The following is a 19,361-nucleotide window of genomic DNA, read 5'->3' as shown; positions in this document are numbered from 1 at the left end:
ATGTAAGTCGGTATGCTGATTGCCTGCCGAGGAGAGTGAAATGGCCTACGATTTTGATCTGTATGTAATTGGTGCCGGTTCCGGCGGTGTTCGCGCTGCGCGTTTTGCTGCGGGGTTTGGCGCCAAAGTGGCCGTTGCGGAAAGCCGCTACCTGGGTGGCACCTGCGTAAACGTGGGCTGCGTGCCGAAAAAACTGTTGGTGTACGGCGCGCATTTTTCCGAGGACTTCGAGCAGGCCAGTGGTTTTGGCTGGTCGTTGGGCGAAGCAAATTTTGATTGGGCGACACTGATCGCGAATAAAGACCGCGAGATCAATCGCCTCAATGGCATCTACCGCAACCTGCTGGTCAACAGTGGCGTGACCTTGCATGAAGGGCATGCGCGCCTGATTGATCCGCATCAGGTGCAAATCAATGGCGAGCGCTTCACCGCCAAGCACATCCTGATCGCCACGGGTGGCTGGCCGCAGATCCCGGAAATCCCGGGGCGCGAGCATGCCATTGGCTCCAATGAAGCGTTCTTCCTCAAAGAGCTGCCCAAGCGTGTGTTGGTCGTTGGCGGTGGTTATATCGCCGTTGAGTTCGCGGGCATTTTCCACGGTCTGGGTGCGAAAACTTCGCTGCTGTATCGCGGCGATCTGTTCTTGCGCGGCTTTGACGGCGCAGTGCGTACGCACCTGAAAGAAGAACTGACCAAGCGCGGCCTGGATCTGCAATTCAATGCCGACATCGAGCGCATCGACAAGCAAGCCGATGGCAGCCTCAAGGCCACCCTGAAAGACGGGCGCGTACTGGAAGCCGATTGCGTGTTCTATGCCACTGGTCGTCGCCCGATGCTGGACAGCCTGGGCCTGGAAAACACCGGCGTCAAACTCGACAAGCGTGGCTTCGTCGAAGTGGATGACCTGTACCAGACCGCCGACCCTTCAATCCTGGCTATTGGCGATGTGATCGGCCGTGTGCAACTGACGCCGGTTGCCCTGGCTGAAGGCATGGCAGTCGCACGGCGCTTGTTCAAGCCGGAGCAGTACCGTGCGGTGGATTACGCAATGATTCCGACGGCAGTGTTCAGCCTGCCGAACATTGGCACCGTAGGGTTGACGGAAGAAGAGGCGAAGCAAAACGGCCACAAGGTGCAAGTCTTCGAAAGCCGCTTCCGGCCGATGAAATTGACCTTGACCGAGTGCCAGGAGAAAACCTTGATGAAACTGGTGGTCGACGCCGACACCGACAAGGTGCTGGGCTGCCATATGGTCGGCCCGGATGCCGGCGAGATCGTGCAAGGCTTGGCGATCGCGCTCAAGGCCGGCGCGACCAAGCGGCATTTCGATGAGACCATCGGCGTACATCCTACGGCGGCGGAAGAATTCGTCACCATGCGCACGCCTGTGGCGGACTGATCAGGCGTTTGGCGTTGCCTCTGGGGTCGTTGCAACGGCGGCCGCCAGGCGCAATGCCTCGATACTGGCCTGGGCCTTGATAAGGTCCAGTTCCAGGGCCTTATTGGCGTGCTGGTATCCGGTCAGGGCCTCCTGGCGGGACTGGCTATCCAGCACGGCAACGCGCAGGCGCTCCTGAAGCAGGGTGCGCTCACTCTCTATCACGCTCACCTGCTCGCTCAGTTTTAGTTGCTGAGCCTGGTCTTTGCGCGCTTGCTCCTGCAGTGCCGCCAGTTCCTTTGTTATGACGCGCTGCTCAATCAACAGGCGCTCATTGTCCCGATGCAGTTGAGTGATTTCATCCTGGCGCACCATGGCGCTCTGCTGGGCCTGGCGCAATTCAGCCTGGACCTGTTGCAGTTGACCTTCGTGGCGCCGCTGTTCCTGTTCGCGCTGATCCTTGACCGCATCGCGGTAATGCTCCAACGCATCGCGCGCGTGCAGGTGCTTGTCTTCCAGTGAGCGGATCTGCTCGTCCTTGTCGTTAATGCGCAACTCGTAATCGCTGCACGCCTGGCTCAGGCCGGCATTGCGGGTCTGCTCGGCCTGCAGGCTGCTACTGGCGGTTTGCAGCGCGGCGCTTTCTTCGGCCAGGGCGGCGGCTTGGATGTTGAATTGTTGCTTGAGCTGGCTGTGGGCCTCTTCCAGTGCTTCCAGCTGGGCGAGCAGGGCGGTTTTCTCCTGCTCGAACTGGGCCTGGGCCAGGTCGATAGGCTCCTGGGCTTTTTCTTTCAGGCGCTGGGCCAGGCGTGCCACCAGTTCGCCCAGCTCATCGTCGATAGGGGCCTGGGTGATGGTCTGGCGGCTTTCGCTTTCGTCCAGCTCCTTCAAATAACGATGAATCGTGGTTTTCGAGCCGGTATTGCCCATCTCGATGCGCACAGCGTCGATGCTGGGGTTCTCGCCGCGAGCCAGAATCGCCAAGCGTGCCGTTTGAACTACTGCCTTATTAATGCCGCCGCGCGCCATGGGGTCTCCGTCGATTTAGTACTGTGGTACGTAGTATGTAGATACATACCTTATCACGAATAAAAACCCGTTGAAATTCATCAATTAACAGATGGGATATTGGCGTATTATCCCGTGTCATCGACGTTTTAGCCGCGCGTACATACGCAAGCGGTACGAATAGGCTTCCCATGAGCGATCTGGACCGTTATCTAAATGCCGCCACCCGCGACAACACGCGGCGCAGCTATCGCGCAGCCATCGAGCATTTCGAAGTGAGCTGGGGCGGATTCCTGCCAGCCACCAGTGACAGCGTGGCGCGCTACCTGGTCGCGCATGCCGGAGTGCTGGCGATCAACACCTTGAAGCTGCGCCTCTCGGCATTGGCGCAGTGGCATACGAGCCAGGGCTTTCCTGACCCGACAAAAGCGCCGGTGGTTCGCAAGGTGCTCAAGGGGATTCGTGCCGTGCATCCGGCACAAGAGAAGCAGGCCGAGCCACTGCAACTAAAGCACTTGGAACAGGTGGTGGCGTCTCTGGCGACTCAAGCGCAAGCCGCCGCTCAAGACGACGATCAACCACGCCTGTTACGCGCCAAACGCGACACTGCGCTGATTCTGTTGGGCTTCTGGCGTGGCTTTCGCAGTGATGAACTCTGCCGCCTGGCGATCGAACACGTGCAGGCCACCCCTGGCGCCGGCATCAGCCTGTATCTGCCGCGCAGCAAAAGTGATCGCGACAACCTTGGCAAGACCTATCAGACCCCAGCGTTGCTGCGCCTATGCCCGGTGCAGGCCTACAGAGAGTGGCTCAGCGCTTCGGCGCTGGTGCGTGGCCCGGTGTTTCGCGGAATTGATCGCTGGGGCAACCTGAGCGAGGAGGGGTTGCACCCCAACAGCGTAATTCCATTGTTGCGCCAGGCGTTGGAGCGTGCGGGTATTGCAGCCGACGCGTACACCAGCCACTCATTGCGCCGTGGCTTTGCGACCTGGGCCCATCGCAGCGGCTGGGATTTGAAGTCGTTGATGAGTTACGTCGGCTGGAGCGACATGAAATCCGCCATGCGCTATGTTGAAGCGACACCCTTTCTCGGGATGACCCTGGCAACGCAGCCGCTGCTTTAAGATTTCTTCTATTAATACGGTCAGCTGATAGAGAAAGCCAATCGCGAGCATCAGGTTTGCCAATGAGCCATCGGCCCCGAGACTGGGTAGGATTCACTTCATCAACTTCTTAACCCCTGACGGAGAGTCAACGATGCCTATCATCAACAGCCAAGTAAAACCGTTCAAAGCTACCGCATACAAAAACGGCAACTTCGTAGATGTGTCTGACGCTGACCTGAAAGGCAAGTGGTCCGTCGTGTTCTTCTACCCAGCCGACTTCACCTTCGTTTGCCCAACCGAGCTGGAAGACCTGGCGGACAACTACGCCGAATTCCAGAAACTGGGCGTCGAAATCTACAGCGTTTCCACCGACACCCACTTTGCCCACGCTGCGTGGCACAACACCTCGCCAGCCATCGGCAAGATCCAGTACACCATGATCGGCGACCCGACCCTGACCATCTCCCGCAACTTCGACGTGCTGATCGAAGAAGCAGGCCTGGCTGACCGCGGTACTTTCGTGATCAACCCAGAAGGTCAGATCAAGATCGTTGAGCTGAACGACGGCGGTGTTGGCCGTGACGCTTCCGAGCTGTTGCGCAAAATCAAGGCTGCCCAGTATGTCGCTGCCCACCCGGGCGAAGTGTGCCCAGCCAAGTGGAAAGAAGGCGAGGCTACCCTGGCTCCGTCCCTGGACCTGGTCGGCAAGATCTAAGTCAATGAAGTATCCAGGGCGGGTATCCGCACCTTAAGTCAGCTGCAACCGCCCTCAAAAACGCCCGGGCGAGATTCGCTCGGGCGTTTTTTTTACCCAGAATTAAAGGAAATCGCCCGTATGTTGGACGCCAATCTTAAAGCTCAGTTGAAGTCATACCTGGAACGGGTCACCCAGCCGATTGAGATCGTCGCCTCCCTCGATGACGGCGCGAAATCCCAGGAAATGCTGGCCCTGTTGCAGGACGTTACCAGCCTCACCACGCTGATCACCCTGAAAACCGATGGCAATGATGCGCGCAAACCGTCGTTTTCGATCAATCGCCCGGGTGCCGAAATCAGCCTGCGTTTTGCCGGCATCCCGATGGGCCATGAATTCACTTCGCTGGTGCTGGCCCTGCTGCAAGTCGGTGGCCACCCGTCGAAGGCCAGTGTCGAGGTGATTGAACAGATCCGCGCCCTGAAAGGCGAGTTCAACTTCGAGACGTACTTCTCGCTGTCCTGCCAGAACTGCCCGGATGTGGTCCAGGCGCTGAACCTGATGGCCGTGCTCAACCCGAATATCCGCCACGTCGCCATCGACGGCGCGCTGTTCCAGGCAGAAGTGGACGAGCGCCAGATCATGGCGGTGCCAAGCGTTTACCTCAACGGTGTGAACTTCGGTCAGGGCCGCATGGGCCTGGAAGAAATCCTCGCCAAGCTCGATACCAGCGGCCTCGAAAAAGCCGCCGAGAAGATCAGCGCCAAAGACGCATTTGATGTGCTCGTCGTGGGTGGCGGTCCGGCCGGTTCGTCCGCTGCGATCTACGCTGCGCGTAAAGGCATCCGCACGGGTGTCGCCGCGGAGCGGTTTGGTGGCCAAGTGCTGGACACCATGTCCATCGAGAACTTTATCTCGGTACAGGAAACCGAAGGGCCGAAACTGGCCAGTGCCCTTGAGGCGCATGTGCGTCAGTACGACGTAGACATCATGAACTTGCAGCGCGCCAGTGCCCTGATCCCGGCGAAGAACCCCGGTGAACTGCACGAAATCCGCTTCGAAAGCGGTGCGACCCTCAAGTCCAAGACCATGATCCTGGCCACTGGCGCCCGTTGGCGTGAAATGGGCGTGCCGGGCGAGCAGGAATACAAAGCCAAGGGCGTGTGCTTCTGCCCGCACTGTGATGGTCCGCTGTTCAAGGGCAAACGCGTGGCGGTGATTGGCGGCGGTAACTCTGGCGTGGAAGCGGCCATCGACCTGGCCGGTATTGTCAGCCACGTAACCTTGCTGGAGTTCGACAGCAAGCTGCGCGCCGACGCGGTGTTGCAACGCAAGCTGCACAGCCTGCCCAACGTGGATGTGATTACCAGCGCGCTGACCAGCGAAGTCAAAGGCGATGGCCAGAAAGTTACCGGCCTGGCCTACAAGGATCGCGACAGCGGCGAGTTCAAGACGGTCGACCTGGAAGGCATTTTCGTACAGATCGGTTTGCTGCCCAACACCGACTGGCTCAAAGGCACTGTCGAACTGTCGCCCCGTGGCGAGATCATCGTCGATGCCCGTGGCGAGACGTCACTGCCAGGGGTGTTCGCCGCCGGTGATGTAACGACTGTGCCTTACAAGCAGATCGTGATTGCCGTAGGCGAGGGCGCCAAGGCTTCCCTGAGTGCTTTTGATCACTTGATCCGTACGTCGTAAGTTGCCTGGCTGAAATGAAAAACCCCATGAGTGATCATGGGGTTTTTTGTTTACAGCGGTGCTGGCTGAATAATTTCGACCCAGTACGCATCCGGGTCCTTGATGAACGCCAGGCTCTTCATGCGGCCATCGCTCAGGCGTTTCTGGAAATCACAGCCCAGGGCCTCGAAACGTTCGCAGGCGGCAACAATATCCGGCACCGAGATGCAGATGTGGCCAAAGCCGCGCGGGTCGGTATTGCCGTTGTGGTAGGCGAAGTCGGCGTCGTTTTCGGTGCCGTGGTTGTGGGTCAGTTCCAGGATGCCCGGGATCGACTTCATCCACTGCGTGCGCTCAGCCGCGTCGGCTGGAATCTGGGACTTGTCCACCAGGGCCAGGAAGTACAGGCTGAATTCGGCTTCCGGGAAGTCACGCTTCTCAACCAGCGAGAAACCCAGGACGCGCGTATAGAAATCCAGCGACTTGGTGATGTCTTTGACCCGCAACATGGTGTGATTGAACACGAAGTTCGCGGTCGCGGTATCAGGTTGGGCGGTGACGCCCGGGAAGGTGTTCAGTTCGTGCAGGCTCATGGGCCCTCCAGAAAAAAATGGGGCAAACGCAACTCCTATAAGGAGCGGTTCCTTGGCTTGCGGCCGGCATCCGTGCAGCCGGGCCATGATACGCAAGCCACGACCCCTGCGCCAAATGAAAAAGCCCACGCAGGCCTTGCGACCAGCAGGGGCGGGGCTCAAACTTTAACGCTTGGCCCTCTGGTGTTTTTTGCAATGATCGAATTACGTAAAGCGTTGTTGAGCGCTGTGTGTTTGCTGCTGGTCAGCCCCTTTGCATTGGCGACCGAGCCGCAAATCCATTGGCCCAGTGGCTGGCAAGTCGAGGAAGTCACACCCGACGGCGAGGCGCCCGTTCCTCCTCAGGCAGTGTCGCGCCAGCGCGCGATCAAGAATGATGAAAATGGCTTGACGCTGATGGTCATGGAGTTGACCGGCACACCGATTGAAGAGGGGCACAAAGTTAATCTTGAGGGCGTATTGATGGAAATGCGTAAATCCATCCAGAAAGATTTCGCTCGCAGCGGCTATCAAAGCGTGTGCAGCAAGATGCACGCGACGACCTTGAGCCGTCTCGACGCCCTGGAAACTACTTGTGTGATTACCGAGAATGGCCGGCGCGTGATTTCGCAAACATTGGTGGGCGCGATTGATGCGGATAAGGCGTATGTTTTTTCATACGCAGGCCAAGCCCAAGCGTACGACGCCAGTAAGGACGAAGTCAGTTCGGTACGTGACAGCTTGGAACTTTGAGCGCGATACACCGAACGGGTTTGAACAATATGAAATGTTAGTTAAGTTCGTTTTCGAACCCTGAAGCAAAAAAAGCCCCGCAAGTGCGGGGCTCTTTGTTAGTGCGTGTTGATCAGCCGCGAAGCCAGGAATCTACAGTGGCGGCGCCGTACTGTTCTTTCCAGGCTTTCAGGCCGCGGTGGTTGCCGCCTTTGGTCTCGATCAGTTCGCCGGTGTGCGGGTTCTGGTAGACCTTGACCACACGTGCGCGGCGCTGTTTCGGGGCGCTGGCGGTTGCAGCGCTGGCCTTGCCCGGGTTCGGGTCAAGGATGGAGATGATGTCGCGCAGGCCTTTGCCGTAGCTTTTCATCAGCGCTTGAAGCTTTTCTTCGAATTCGATTTCTTTCTTCAGGCCAGCGTCGTTCTTCAGCGACTCCAGCTGGGCCAGCTGCTCTTGAAGGGCTTTTTCTGCTGCGCGAAATTCGGCGAGTCTGGACAAAATCTGTACTCCAATAGTGTAGTTGGCGGATACAACTGCAGACAAAGCTATGAGCCAACGGCTTTAAGGTGACTTAAAGAAAGTGGCGCTTTTTGCGAGTTCTGCACAGGCATGAAAAATTGTAGTAGTTAATCCGCCACGAGTAAATCACGTCTTTTGTGTAAACAACATTATTTCAGCTTGTTAGTGGCCGGCTATTCAATGGCTGCCCAGCGATTTAATGAATTCATCACAGGGTAACGGCCGCCCGAACAGGTAACCTTGCAGGAAGTCCACACCTTGTGCCGCCAGGTATTCGCATTGCTCGACTGTTTCCACGCCTTCGGCAACGATGCCCAGGTCGAGCTTGCCGGACAGTTCTATGATGCTGTCGAGAATATGCCGCGAGAGCGCATCCGCACCGATCATGGCGACAAAGCTTTGATCAATCTTCAAGTAGTCGACATTGAAGTTACGCAAGTAACCCAAGCTGGAATGCCCAGTACCGAAGTCATCAATGGCGATCATCACCCCTAATCCATGCAGGGCGTCGAACAAGCGTCGGGTTGTATCGGTCGGCTTGATCAGCTCGCGTTCGGTCAATTCGAGTACCAGCGTGACCTGGCCAGGCGCGAAGGCGCCGAGGAATTCGCGACAGTCCTCAACCAACGCCAGGTCTTCGCAATGGCGCGCGGTGATGTTCACGCCGATATGGAAGCCCGGGCTGAAGCGCTCGGCGTGCGGTGCCAACTGCGCAGCGGTCTGGCGCAGCAGGGCGCGGGTCATCGGCACGATCAGGCCTGAGTGCTCGGCCAGGGGAATGAACAAGTCCGGGCGCACCAGGCCTTCCTTCGGATGCTGCCAACGCATCAGCACTTCACAACCGGCCCATGCACGGGTATCGCCGCGCACCACAGGTTGGAAATACGGTATGAACTCGTTGGCGCCCAACGCCCGTTGCAGCTCATGGGTCGGCGCGCAGGAGCGCTTTTGCAGCCAATGCGCGAGGACGCCGGCCAGTATCCCGAAAAACACCAGCAGGCTGAACAGCACCGGGTAGCGGGCTTCCATGTAGCGCCACACCTCACCGGACGGCATGCCGGCATCGACGCTGTAGTGATAGCGCGTGGAGGCCAAATGATGATGCGCCACGGCAAATTCCGGCACGGCGCTGTCATGCACCTTGCCGCTGGCGTCCAGCCAGTTGGGCCCCACTTGCAGGACCAGCAGCGCGTAGCGGCTGATCAGGCGCAGGGCGTTGGTCAGGTGGTAGCCGTCAATCGAGGCAAACGCGGCTTTGTCGCCATCGACCAGGCGATACACCAAGAGCGCCGTATCGGGGGTAACCGGGTTGCCGTTCATCAACCACAGATTGCCCTCTACGTAGTCATCCGGGTTCACCGGCGACGCGTACTCACTGCCAAACAGTGAGCTGCAATAGATGTTTCTCTGCCAGGACAACGTCGTGGCACGCACAAACGGGCGGCGCGTGACTTGTTCACGCAACGCCAATTGCGCGGCGTTATCACAGGGCTGTCCGGCCAATGGAATCAGGGCCTGGGCGGCGAGGGCGGTGTTGTCGAGCATCAGGTCGAATTGACGCACCGCTTCAAGGGCGGTTTGAGCAGTACTCTGCTGTAGGGTGCGTTCGGCTTGCCAGTACAGAATGACCACGCCTAAAACCATCGGTAATAGCCCGCTGAGCACGGTGATCATAGAGCGGGTGGCGCGTTTTCGCGGGCCGTTGAGGGTCAGGGGCATGGAAGAAACGGCCTGTTGCAAGGTGGGAAAAGCGCCGAATGGCAATTCAGATTAAATCGATGATAGATGGCGCGGCGCAATTAAGCTCGCTGTACCTGGCCGTTCGGCCAGTAGGCGCCTACCCATAAATCCGTTGTGCAATCTGAATGAACGCCAGGGTCGCCGGGCTCGCCTGGCGTTGATCCAGCACCCCCAGGCCGATTTCGCGTACGACCGGTGGGGACAGGGCGCGCACGACATAACGCGGGTCCGGCGTTGGCGGCAATGAAGCCTCGGCGACCACGCTCAGGCCATCACCGCGACTGACCGCCTCCAGCGTACTGAGCAATTGCGCGCAGCGGTAGCGTACTTTGGGTGTCAGTCGCGCAGTGCTGAATAGCCGTGAGACCAACTCCAATGAACCGGCCTCAGTCAGTATGAACGGGTCGTTGCACAGCGCCTTCAACGCCACGCTAGGCTGCGCGGTCAGCGGGTGTGCCGCCGGCAGCAAGGCGACCATCTGGTCTTTGAACAACGCATAGGTATCGAGGCGCTCCTGTTCGAGCACCACGAAACCCACATCGACCCGCCGCTCGTCCAGCCATTGCAGCACCTGGCGGTCCGGCCCTTCATCCACGTGCACTTCAATCCCGGGATGTTCGTGGCGAAACTGCGTGAGGATGGGCGGTAGCAAGCGGTTGGACGCAGTGGGGCCGAAAGAGCCGATGCGCAACGTGCCACGTTTCATACCGCGGGCATCGGAGGCTTCCTGTTGTAGGGTGTTGGCCACGCCCAACAGCGTGCGGGCCCGCATGACCAGTTGCTGGCCGATATCGCTGAGTTCGATCTGGGCCTGATGCCGCCGAAACAATTCGACGCCCAGTTCCTGCTCAAGGGCCTTGATGGCATGGGATACCGCCGATTGGCTGATACCCAGCCGATGCGCTGCGCTGGTGAAGCTGTGCAGCTCCGCCACCCGCGAGAATATTTCCAGTTGCGTGAGCGTCATGAGTATTTACTCATTTTACGATGATCGATCATTACCCGGAGGATACGCCAATATCCTCCGTAAAGAGCCTCGTTGATGACTGACCGCCTGACCTACCTGAAGCTTTGCGCCGTGACCATGATCTGGGGCGCCACTTTCGTTGCCGGACGTTACCTGGCTACCGGCGTCGACCCGCTGCTGGCGGCGACCCTGCGGTTTATGTTGGCCAGCGCCGCGCTGCTGGGCTTCATGGGCGCTACCCGCGTGCGCCTGGTGCGGCCGCGCGGTGGGCAACTGTTGCAGCTGGCCGTGCTGGGGTTCTTCGGGATTTTTTTCTACAACCTGTGTTTTTTCTATGGCCTGCACTACATCAATGCGTCGCGGGCATCCTTGATCGTTGCACTGAACCCGGCGGTTATCGGCTTGGCCGCGTGGCTGCTGTTCAAAGAACGCTTGGGCGCCGGCAAATGCCTGGGGATTGCCTTGTGCCTGGGCGGGGCGGGTGTGGTCATCATCAGCCGTAATCCACAGCTACTCATCAGTACCGACCAGGCCTGGCTGGGCGACGTGCTGGTGTTCGGCTGCGTGGTGGGGTGGGGCGTGTACTCGCTGTGTTCACGAACCCTCAACCAAAGCCTGGGGCCGTTGCAAACAGTAACGTGGTCCATCCTGCTGGGTACCGCCATGCTCGCGAGCGTCACGGCCGTCAGCGGCAAACTCACGCTGGCCGCGGTGGCCGCGATCCATCTGCCGCAGTGGCTCAGCCTGCTGTACCTCGGCGTATTGGGCTCGGCACTGGCCTACATCGCCTGGTACGACGGTATCCGCCGCATCGGTGCAACCCGCGCCGGGGTCTTTATTGCACTCAACCCACTGACCGCGGTGATCTGCGGCGCACTAATGCTCGGCGAGCAACTGACGGCGCCCATGCTGCTGGGCGGTGCACTGATCCTGCTGGGCATCTACCTGTGCAACAAACCCCTTGCGCAGCCCAGGGCAATGGGGATTTGATAAGAGTACGGACAAATACTGTTACGCTGTGTAGAATCGATTTACGCATACAAGAATATGGACTTGCGCTCACGCAAGCCTCGGCCGTCAGAGACTGATGTAACCATGAAGCTACTCGGCTCCCCCCTCATCTTTGGTGACTTCCTCGCCCGCAGTGTGCGAGGCCTTTCCTGCGCGCCACCGTCAGACCTCATCCTTGCTCGCACATAACTCGATGGCTAATGACAAGAAATGATGAGGCGCCAAATCATGGCAGATCTATACGAAAACCCAATGGGCCTGATGGGCTTTGAATTCATCGAATTCGCATCGCCAACGCCGGGCGTCCTGGAGCCGATCTTCGAGATCATGGGCTTCAGCAAAGTGGCGACCCACCGTTCGAAGAACGTGCACCTGTATCGCCAGGGCGAAATCAACCTGATCCTCAACAACGAACCCCACAGCATCGCGTCCTACTTCGCGGCCGAACACGGCCCGTCGGTATGCGGCATGGCGTTTCGCGTCAAGGACTCGCAACAAGCCTATAACCGCGCCCTTGAGCTGGGCGCGCAGCCGATCCATATCGAGACCGGCCCGATGGAACTGAACCTGCCGGCCATCAAAGGCATCGGCGGTGCGCCGCTGTATCTGATCGACCGTTTCGGCGAAGGCAGCTCGATCTACGACATCGACTTCGTTTTCCTCGATGGCGTGGACCGCAACCCCCAAGGCGCCGGCCTCAAGGTCATCGACCACCTGACCCACAACGTCTACCGTGGGCGCATGGCCTATTGGGCGAACTTCTACGAAAAACTGTTCAATTTCCGCGAAGCGCGCTACTTCGACATCAAGGGCGAGTACACCGGCCTGACGTCCAAGGCCATGAGCGCCCCGGACGGCATGATCCGCATCCCGCTGAACGAGGAGTCCTCCAAGGGCGCCGGGCAGATCGAAGAGTTCCTGATGCAGTTCAACGGCGAGGGCATCCAGCACGTGGCATTCCTCACCGACGACCTGGTCAAGACCTGGGACAAGCTGAAGAATATCGGCATGCGCTTCATGACCGCACCGCCGGACACCTACTACGAAATGCTCGAAGGCCGCCTGCCGAACCACGGCGAGCCGGTAGACCAACTGCAAGCCCGTGGCATTCTGCTGGACGGTTCGTCCATCGAAGGCGACAAGCGCCTGCTGCTGCAGATCTTCTCGGAAACCCTGATGGGCCCGGTGTTCTTCGAGTTCATCCAGCGCAAGGGCGACGATGGATTCGGCGAAGGCAACTTCAAGGCATTGTTCGAGTCGATTGAGCGGGATCAGGTGCGTCGTGGCGTGTTGGCCACCGACTGACGTCCTCGAAAAATAAAAAACCCGGTATTCACCGGGTTTTTTCAGGCCTGTCATTCATGCCTTGCGCTGGCGTACCAGATGCTTGAAGCCCTCGTACACCAGCACCATCACCGCCAGCCAGATGGGGATATAGGTCAGCCATTCGCCACCCTTGATCCCTTCACCCAGGATCAGCGCCACGCCCAGCAGTAGCACAGGTTCCACATAACTGAGCAGCCCGAACAAACTGAATGCCAGCAAGCGGCTGGCAATGATGTAACTCACCAGCGCTGATGCACTGATCACCCCAAGCATGGGAATCAACCCATACAACTTGGGATGGCTGTCCATCACCGCAAAACCTTGCTCGCCGTGCTGCACGAACCACCATGCCACGGGCAGCATCAACGCCATATCCAGCCACAGCCCGCCCAAGTGGTCGGTGGTCAGGTACTTGCGCACGATGAAATAGACGGGGTAACCGATGATCACCACCAAGGTCGCCCAGGAAAAACCACCGGCCTGATACAGCTCGTTCAACACCCCGAGCCCGGCAAAAAACACTGCGATCTGCTGCAGGCGCGACAAGCGCTCGCCATACACCAGGCGTCCGGTCAGCACCATGGTCAGCGGCAACAGGAAATACCCCACCGATACATCCAGGCTGCGCCCATTGAGCGGCGCCCACATGAACAGCCACAACTGCACGCCCAGCAACGCCGAAGACAGCAGCACACCACCGATCAGCCGCGGCTTGTGTGCAAGCATCTGCAGCAATTCCCACACCCGTCGCCATTCGCCGCTGATGATCATGAACACCGTCATGCACGGCACAGTCAGCAGCATGCGCCAGCCGAAAATCTCCAGGCCGCTCAATGGCGTGAGCAGTGATGTGAAGTAATACATCACGGCAAACAACACCGAGGCCAACACCGATAACACCACACCTTTAGACACGCAGTCCTCGCGAAAACCGATTGAGACAAGAGAGGAGGGGATTATGGTGCTTTTGGCGTGAAAGAGGTGCGCTGTTTTGGGGCGTTTTCCAGGAAAATCTCCCGCCCGTCCAATCTGTCCCAAGGACGCTCGCCACAGCAAGCGCCCTGGTCACGACAGTGCGGTTACGTCCGTGCGACTCGGCCCGACACAAAATGCCCGACATCGTTGAACCCCGGCGTAGACGAATGCCCCGGCGTCACCAGCGAATCGATAAACGCCTCATCCGCTGCCGTGACCTTCACCTCCAGCGCCCCAATGTAGGCATCCCACTGTGCTTCGGTACGCGGTCCGACAATCGCCGAGCTCACCGCGGCGTTGTTCAACACCCACGCAATCGCAAATTCGACGATCCCCACGCCACGCCCCTGGGTGTATTGCTGGATCTGTTGGGCGATGCGCAGCGACTCCACGCGCCATTCGGTTTCGAGGATGCGCTTGTCCTGGCGCGCGGCGCGGCTGCCGGCTTCGGGTGTGACATCCGGCGCGTACTTGCCGCTGAGCACACCCCGCGCCAGTGGGCTGTAAGGCACCACGCCCAAGCCATAGGCCGCCGCTGCCGTGAGTTGCTCGACCTCGGCCTGACGGTTGACGATGTTGTACAGCGGCTGGCTGATCACCGGCTTGTCGACACCCAGGCGCTCGGCCACCCGGATCACTTCGGCAATGCGCCAGCCACGGTAGTTGGACAGCCCCCAGTAACGTATCTTGCCCTGGCGGATCAGGTCGCCAATCGCCGAGATGGTCACTTCCAGCGGCGTGTCATGGTCTTCGCGGTGCAGGTAATAGATGTCCAGGTAGTCGGTATCGAGGCGGGTCAGGCTGGCTTCCAGGGCATTGAAAATGCGCTTGCGGCTCAGGCCGCTGCGGTTGGGCAGGCCATCGGTGGGGCCGATCGCGACTTTGGAGGCGACGATCCAATCGTCACGATGACGGGCGATGGCCTCGCCGACGATTTCCTCGGAGCGCCCACCGGTATAGACGTCAGCGGTGTCGATAAAATTGATGCCCTGGTCCCAGGCCTTGTCGATGATGCGCAGCGAGTCCTCGGTGTTGGTCTGCTCGCCAAACATCATGGTGCCCAGGGTCAAGGCGCTGACCTTCAAGCCGGACTGGCCCAATGTGCGGTAGATCATGGATAGCTCCTTTCTGGCGGTGAAACGTGGGTTATGCAATACCAGACTCGCAGGCTCTGGAACAAGCCCCGCACGCGTTTCTTCATGTGCTCAGCAAGGCCTGGCAACGCTCCTGGAGAAATCGATGCAGCACCTTCACCCGCTCCGACACTTGCAGCCGATGTGGGCACATCAGGTTCAAGGGGGCGGGCTCTCCCTGCCAATCCTCGAACAGCGCCAGCAGCCGGCCAGCGCGAATATCGCCGATGACATCCAGCCTGGCCTTGTAGGCAATACCGTGCCCGGCCAATGCCCAGCGGCGTACGATTTCGCCGTCATCACTGAGGAAATCTCCGCTCACGTCGACGTCTTGCAACTCGTTGGCGCGGCGAAAACGCCAGGTTTTGCTGATCTGGCCTTGGCGCATGTACCGCAGCGCGCTGTGCTGCGACAGCTCCAGGGGCGCCTGGGGCGTACCGTGGCGTGCCAGGTACGCAGGGCTGGCGACGGCGACGCGGCAATGCTCGGGGGCGATCGGCAGCGCCACCAGGCTGGAGTCCTGGGGCACGCCAAAGCGCAGGGCGATGTCGATGGTTTCGCGGAACAGGTCGGCATTGCTGTCGTTGAGCATCAGTTGCAGGCGGATATTGGGGTGTTGGGCCTTGAACTCATCCAGCCAACCGAGCACCACATTGCGCCCGAAGTCCGATGGCGCGGCCACTTGCAGCAGGCCGCTCAGGCCTTGGTTTTGCTGCTTCAGCGCCTGCTCGCCCTCCGACAAGGCGGCCAGCGCCACGCGCACGCTGTCGAGGTAGCGCCGGCCTTCTTCGGTCAGGCGCATGCTGCGTGTAGAACGGGCCAGCAGGCGAAAACCCAGGCGCGTCTCCAGGCGCTTGAGGGCGATGCTCGCGGCCGCAGGCGTCAGGTTCAGGCCTCGCGCAGCCGCTGAAAGGCTGCCGGTGTCGGCGGTGCGCACGAAGACTTCCAGATCAAGGATCGAGCTCATTTATAAAAATCCTTTAAAGATCTTGTCGTTTTACCGGGATTTTTCGCCGATTACCAAGCTGAGAAGATGAACGCTCACTTTCTCAACCAGGACAGTTCTTCATGACTTCTCCCCTGAACGGCAAAACCGTGATCGTCATTGGTGGCAGCAGCGGTATAGGTGCGGCCGTGGCCAAGGCCGCCGCCGCCCGAGGCGCCCACGTGGTATTGGCTGGCCGCCGCCTGACGTCGGGCGCCGAACACGGGCTGCGCAGCGAGCCGGTGGATGTCACCGACGCAGCCTCCCTACAGCGCCTGTTCGAAAGCGTCGGGCATTTTGATCATCTGGTCTACACCTCGGGACCGAACGTACGCGCCAAGGCTCTGATAGACACCGATCTGAACGAGGCCCAGGACAACTTCAACGTCAAACTCTGGGGCTCGTTGCGTGCGATCCAACTGGCGCTGCCATTCCTTGATGCGCATGGCAGCATCAGCCTGACTTCCGGGCAGTTGGGCCGCAAAGTGGTGCCGGGGCAGTTCATCAAGATCGGCATCAATGCCGCGACCGAAGCACTGGGCAAACAATTGGCCAAGGAGCTGGCGCCGCGTCGGGTCAATGTGATCAGCCCGGGGGTGATTGATACGCCCGCGTATGCAGGCTTGGCCGAAGAGCAGCGACTGGCGATGTTCGCCAAGGCGGGCAGCGCGTTGCCGGTTGGTCGGGTAGGGCAGGCGGAAGAAGTGGCGGCAGGTTACGTGCTGGCCATGGAAAACGGCTACATCACCGGCAGTGTCATCGACATCGACGGCGGCGGCCTGTTGTAACTGCGCAATAGGCCTGTGGGAGTGGGCTTGTGTGGGAGCGGGCTTGCTCGCGAAAGCGGTGTATCAGTCAAAGGTGTATTCACTGACCCACCGCTTTCGTGAGCAAGCCCACTCCCACACACCGCATCTCCTACATGGGCCGCGTTAAACCTTGAGGCTGCGGGTCATGCGCAGGGCCAGCACGCTACCGGCCACAATCACCGCCGCCAGCAGGTACAACGCCATGTCCGTCGACCCGGTGGCATCCTTCACAAAGCCGACGATATAGGGGCTGAGGAACCCGGCCATCTGTCCCATGGAGTTGATCAACGCCAAGCCACCTGCCGCCGCGCCTGCGCTGAGCAGGGCGGTCGGGACCGGCCAGAACATCGGCAGGCCAGTGAGGGCGCCCATCGTTGCGATGGTCAGGCCAAGAATCGCAATGGCTGGCGTCGTGGCAAAGTTCACCGCAATCACCAGACCTATCGCCCCCATCAACATCGGCACCACCAGGTGCCAACGACGCTCCTTGCGCAAGTCGGCGGAGCGCCCCACCAGCAGCATGAAGACCGCCGCCAACAGATACGGGATTGCACTGAGCCAGCCGATTACCAGGTTATCGCTGAAGCCCAGGTTCTTGATGATCGACGGCAGCCAGAAGTTGATCGCGTAGACGCCGCTCTGAATGCAGAAGTAAATCAGGCCAAACGCCCAGATCGCCGGGTTCTTGAACACTTCGGCGAGGGAGTCGGTGGTGGTCTTGGGCTTGTTGGCCAGGTCAGTCGCCTGATCGGCCTCCAGTACCGCACGCTCGTGGGGCTTGAGCCACTTGGCGTTGGCGAAACTGTCACTGAGCAGGAAGTAAGCCAGGCCACCAAGGATCACGGTCGGGATGCCTTGCAGCAGGAACATCCATTGCCAGCCGGCGAGGCCACCCTGGCCGGCGGCGAAGTGATTGAGGATCCAGCCGGAGAACGGGCTGCCCAGCAAGCCCGAGACCGGAATCGCCGACATGAACAGCGCCATGATCCGCCCACGTCGGAACGTCGGGAACCACTGCGAGAGATACAGCACCACCCCCGGAAAGAACCCGGCCTCGGCAGCCCCGGTAAACAGACGCAGGGTATAGAAGTGCGTCGGCGTGGTGACGAACAGCAGGCACGTAGACAAGGTGCCCCACACGATCATCATCAGCGCAATCCAGCGCCGCGGCCCGAACCTGGTCAGTGCCAGGTTGCTCGGCACGCCGCACAGCACGTAACCGATAAAGAAGATCCCGGCACCCAGGCCGTACACGGTTTCGCTGAACTTCAAGGCATCGAGCATCTGCAACTTGGCAAAGCCAACGTTTACCCGGTCGAGGTAATTGAACAGATAGCAGATGAAAATGAAGGGGATCAGGCGCAGGGTGATGCGCTTGTAGATGGCGTTTTTATCGTCATCGGTAGCCAGTGCGGCAGTGGCGCTCTGTGACATGGCAGTCTCTCTTTATTATGATTTTTCGCGATGCGAGGGTAACGTTGATCGCCTAAACAGTCTCGGTGACGTGACGGGGTACTGTCTTTGTGCTCGCGCACAGTGAACCTCCCTTTGCGCTGTGCCGGTGAACAACCCGCTTTTTCAGGAAAATAGCCCCATGTTCGAGCTGGATCATGACTTGGCGCAGGATATTGTCGATCGCACCATGGCCATCCTGCCCTACAACGTCAACGTCATGGACAGTCAGGGGCTGATTCTCGGCAGCGGCGAGCCGGAGCGCATCAATACCCGTCATGAAGGCGCGCAACTGGTGCTGGCCAATGGGCGTGTGGTGGAAATCGATGGGCAGACCGCCAAGCACCTCAAGGGCGTGCAGCCGGGGATCAACCTGCCGCTGCTGCATGACCAGCGCCTGATCGGCGTACTCGGCATCACCGGCGAACCGGAAGGCTTGCGCACCTACGCCGAGCTGGTGCGCATGACCGCTGAAATGCTGGTCAGCCATCGCCATCAGCAGGCCGAGCAACAATGGCGGCGCCAGCGTTGCGACGATCTGCTGGCGTTGCTGCTGGCCGAAACCGGCGACTCCCCCCGTCTGGTGGACGAAGCCCAGCAACTGGGGCTCAAACCGCAACTGGCACGCACGCCGTACCTGTTTGAACTGGGCCCGGGCCAATCGGCAGAAGCCTTGAATGCCTGGCTGACCTCGCGCTACCCCGACAGCTGGTGTGTCAGCTCGGCGCAGTTTTCCCTGCTCTGGTGCCGCCCGGCAGCCCTGCCGGTGGATAACCCACGGTTGCTGGAAAAGCTCGAAGGCCAGGGCTGGAATATCCTGCGCGTCGCCGTCGGCGGGCAAGCCGACGGTTTGCCCGGGCTGCGCCGTTGCTACCGCCGCGTCGGCGATTTGCTCGCCTATGGCCGCGATGTCCTGCCGCACACACGGCTGCTGACCCTCAACCGCTTTCGCCTGCCGGTCATGCTCTGGCGCCACCGCAACGATGATGCCCTCGACGAGTTGCTCAACCCCCTGCGCAAGGTGCTGGCCAAGGACGCCAACGGCCAATTGCAGGCAACCCTGCGCAGTTGGTGCGAGCACGACGGGCAAAGTCAGGCCTGCGCCGATGCCCTGGGCATCCATCGCAACAGTTTGCGTTACCGCATGGAGCGCATCGCCGAACTCAGTGGCGTCGACCCACTGACCCTGGACGGCATGCTCGCGCTCTACCTCGGTGTTCAGCTGTTGCCCCAGGCTTTGTCGGAATGAACAACAAAGCCCAGCGGTACTTGTGCA

General features: G+C 59.8%; 18 protein-coding genes. 9 read left to right on the top strand and 9 right to left on the bottom strand.

Annotated elements, in window-relative coordinates; genetic code table 11:
- Positions 1 to 40 precede the first annotated feature (40 nt).
- Positions 41 to 1,399, top strand: coding sequence for a glutathione-disulfide reductase (gene gorA, locus AC3ISR_RS14175; protein WP_463983767.1), 1,359 nt, complete (start codon positions 41 to 43; stop codon positions 1,397 to 1,399).
- Here gorA and AC3ISR_RS14170 read toward each other — a convergent pair whose 3' ends face one another.
- Positions 1,400 to 2,407, bottom strand: coding sequence for a DNA-binding protein (locus tag AC3ISR_RS14170; protein WP_463983766.1), 1,008 nt, complete (start codon positions 2,405 to 2,407; stop codon positions 1,400 to 1,402).
- Positions 2,408 to 2,577: 170 nt separating this feature from the next.
- Here AC3ISR_RS14170 and AC3ISR_RS14165 point away from each other — a divergent pair, with 170 nt between their 5' ends.
- The 3 genes from AC3ISR_RS14165 (at position 2,578) to ahpF (ending at position 5,884) form a co-directional block, all read left to right on the top strand.
- A complete protein-coding gene (locus tag AC3ISR_RS14165) occupies positions 2,578 to 3,510 on the top strand; it encodes a site-specific integrase (protein ID WP_463983765.1) in 933 nt (310 codons plus the stop codon).
- Positions 3,511 to 3,643: 133 nt separating this feature from the next.
- Positions 3,644 to 4,207 carry an alkyl hydroperoxide reductase subunit C gene (gene ahpC, locus AC3ISR_RS14160; RefSeq protein ID WP_010210361.1) on the top strand — a complete coding sequence of 188 codons (564 nt, stop codon included), beginning with the start codon at positions 3,644 to 3,646 and terminating at the stop codon, positions 4,205 to 4,207.
- Positions 4,208 to 4,327: 120 nt separating this feature from the next.
- Positions 4,328 to 5,884, top strand: coding sequence for an alkyl hydroperoxide reductase subunit F (ahpF, locus tag AC3ISR_RS14155; RefSeq protein ID WP_463983763.1), 1,557 nt, complete (start codon positions 4,328 to 4,330; stop codon positions 5,882 to 5,884).
- 50 nt (positions 5,885 to 5,934) lie between these two features.
- Here ahpF and gloA read toward each other — a convergent pair whose 3' ends face one another.
- The gene (gene gloA / locus AC3ISR_RS14150) at positions 5,935 to 6,456 is read right to left on the bottom strand and encodes a lactoylglutathione lyase (RefSeq protein ID WP_012724171.1); all 522 of its coding nucleotides are present in this window, start codon (positions 6,454 to 6,456) and stop codon (positions 5,935 to 5,937) included.
- Positions 6,457 to 6,651: 195 nt separating this feature from the next.
- On the opposite strand from gloA, the gene AC3ISR_RS14145 reads away from it, so the two are divergent.
- Complete coding sequence (locus AC3ISR_RS14145) at positions 6,652 to 7,188, top strand: DUF4946 domain-containing protein (protein WP_463983762.1); 537 nt, start codon at positions 6,652 to 6,654, stop codon at positions 7,186 to 7,188.
- Between the two features lie 112 nt (positions 7,189 to 7,300).
- Here the strand turns inward: AC3ISR_RS14145 and AC3ISR_RS14140 are convergent, their stop codons facing one another.
- From AC3ISR_RS14140 to AC3ISR_RS14130, 3 genes are all read right to left on the bottom strand, one after another.
- Entirely contained in the window at positions 7,301 to 7,666 is a 366-nt protein-coding gene (locus AC3ISR_RS14140; protein ID WP_192300020.1) for a histone-like nucleoid-structuring protein, MvaT/MvaU family, read from the bottom strand.
- Positions 7,667 to 7,864: 198 nt separating this feature from the next.
- Positions 7,865 to 9,406 carry an EAL domain-containing protein gene (locus tag AC3ISR_RS14135; RefSeq protein ID WP_192300021.1) on the bottom strand — a complete coding sequence of 514 codons (1,542 nt, stop codon included), beginning with the start codon at positions 9,404 to 9,406 and terminating at the stop codon, positions 7,865 to 7,867.
- Between the two features lie 118 nt (positions 9,407 to 9,524).
- Positions 9,525 to 10,394 (bottom strand): LysR family transcriptional regulator, encoded by an 870-nt coding sequence (locus AC3ISR_RS14130; RefSeq protein ID WP_192300022.1) that lies wholly within the window; start codon positions 10,392 to 10,394, stop codon positions 9,525 to 9,527.
- Between the two features lie 75 nt (positions 10,395 to 10,469).
- Between AC3ISR_RS14130 and AC3ISR_RS14125 the strand changes: the two genes are divergently transcribed.
- Together AC3ISR_RS14125 and hppD are read left to right on the top strand one after the other, a co-directional pair.
- A complete protein-coding gene (locus tag AC3ISR_RS14125; RefSeq protein ID WP_192300023.1) occupies positions 10,470 to 11,384 on the top strand; it encodes a DMT family transporter in 915 nt (304 codons plus the stop codon).
- 249 nt (positions 11,385 to 11,633) lie between these two features.
- The gene (gene hppD, locus AC3ISR_RS14120) at positions 11,634 to 12,710 is read left to right on the top strand and encodes a 4-hydroxyphenylpyruvate dioxygenase (RefSeq protein ID WP_192300024.1); all 1,077 of its coding nucleotides are present in this window, start codon (positions 11,634 to 11,636) and stop codon (positions 12,708 to 12,710) included.
- Between the two features lie 54 nt (positions 12,711 to 12,764).
- Here the strand turns inward: hppD and rarD are convergent, their stop codons facing one another.
- From rarD to AC3ISR_RS14105, 3 genes are all read right to left on the bottom strand, one after another.
- Positions 12,765 to 13,646: an EamA family transporter RarD gene (gene rarD / locus AC3ISR_RS14115; protein WP_192300025.1), complete on the bottom strand. Its 882-nt coding sequence runs from the start codon at positions 13,644 to 13,646 to the stop codon at positions 12,765 to 12,767.
- Between the two features lie 164 nt (positions 13,647 to 13,810).
- Positions 13,811 to 14,821, bottom strand: coding sequence for an aldo/keto reductase (locus AC3ISR_RS14110; RefSeq protein ID WP_226456825.1), 1,011 nt, complete (start codon positions 14,819 to 14,821; stop codon positions 13,811 to 13,813).
- Between the two features lie 82 nt (positions 14,822 to 14,903).
- On the bottom strand, positions 14,904 to 15,806 hold the full coding sequence (locus tag AC3ISR_RS14105; protein ID WP_192300027.1) for a LysR family transcriptional regulator: 903 nt from the start codon (positions 15,804 to 15,806) through the stop codon (positions 14,904 to 14,906).
- Between the two features lie 101 nt (positions 15,807 to 15,907).
- Here AC3ISR_RS14105 and AC3ISR_RS14100 point away from each other — a divergent pair, with 101 nt between their 5' ends.
- Complete coding sequence (locus tag AC3ISR_RS14100; protein WP_463983761.1) at positions 15,908 to 16,612, top strand: SDR family oxidoreductase; 705 nt, start codon at positions 15,908 to 15,910, stop codon at positions 16,610 to 16,612.
- 144 nt (positions 16,613 to 16,756) lie between these two features.
- Here AC3ISR_RS14100 and AC3ISR_RS14095 read toward each other — a convergent pair whose 3' ends face one another.
- A complete protein-coding gene (locus tag AC3ISR_RS14095; protein ID WP_192300029.1) occupies positions 16,757 to 18,067 on the bottom strand; it encodes an MFS transporter in 1,311 nt (436 codons plus the stop codon).
- A 160-nt stretch (positions 18,068 to 18,227) separates the two neighbouring features.
- Here AC3ISR_RS14095 and AC3ISR_RS14090 point away from each other — a divergent pair, with 160 nt between their 5' ends.
- Positions 18,228 to 19,334: a sugar diacid recognition domain-containing protein gene (locus AC3ISR_RS14090; RefSeq protein ID WP_192300030.1), complete on the top strand. Its 1,107-nt coding sequence runs from the start codon at positions 18,228 to 18,230 to the stop codon at positions 19,332 to 19,334.
- Positions 19,335 to 19,361: the final 27 nt, after the last annotated feature.

It is taken from the genome of Pseudomonas sp. GL_117, assembly GCF_057835125.1.
This window is presented reverse-complemented; position numbering and strand designations above follow the sequence as displayed.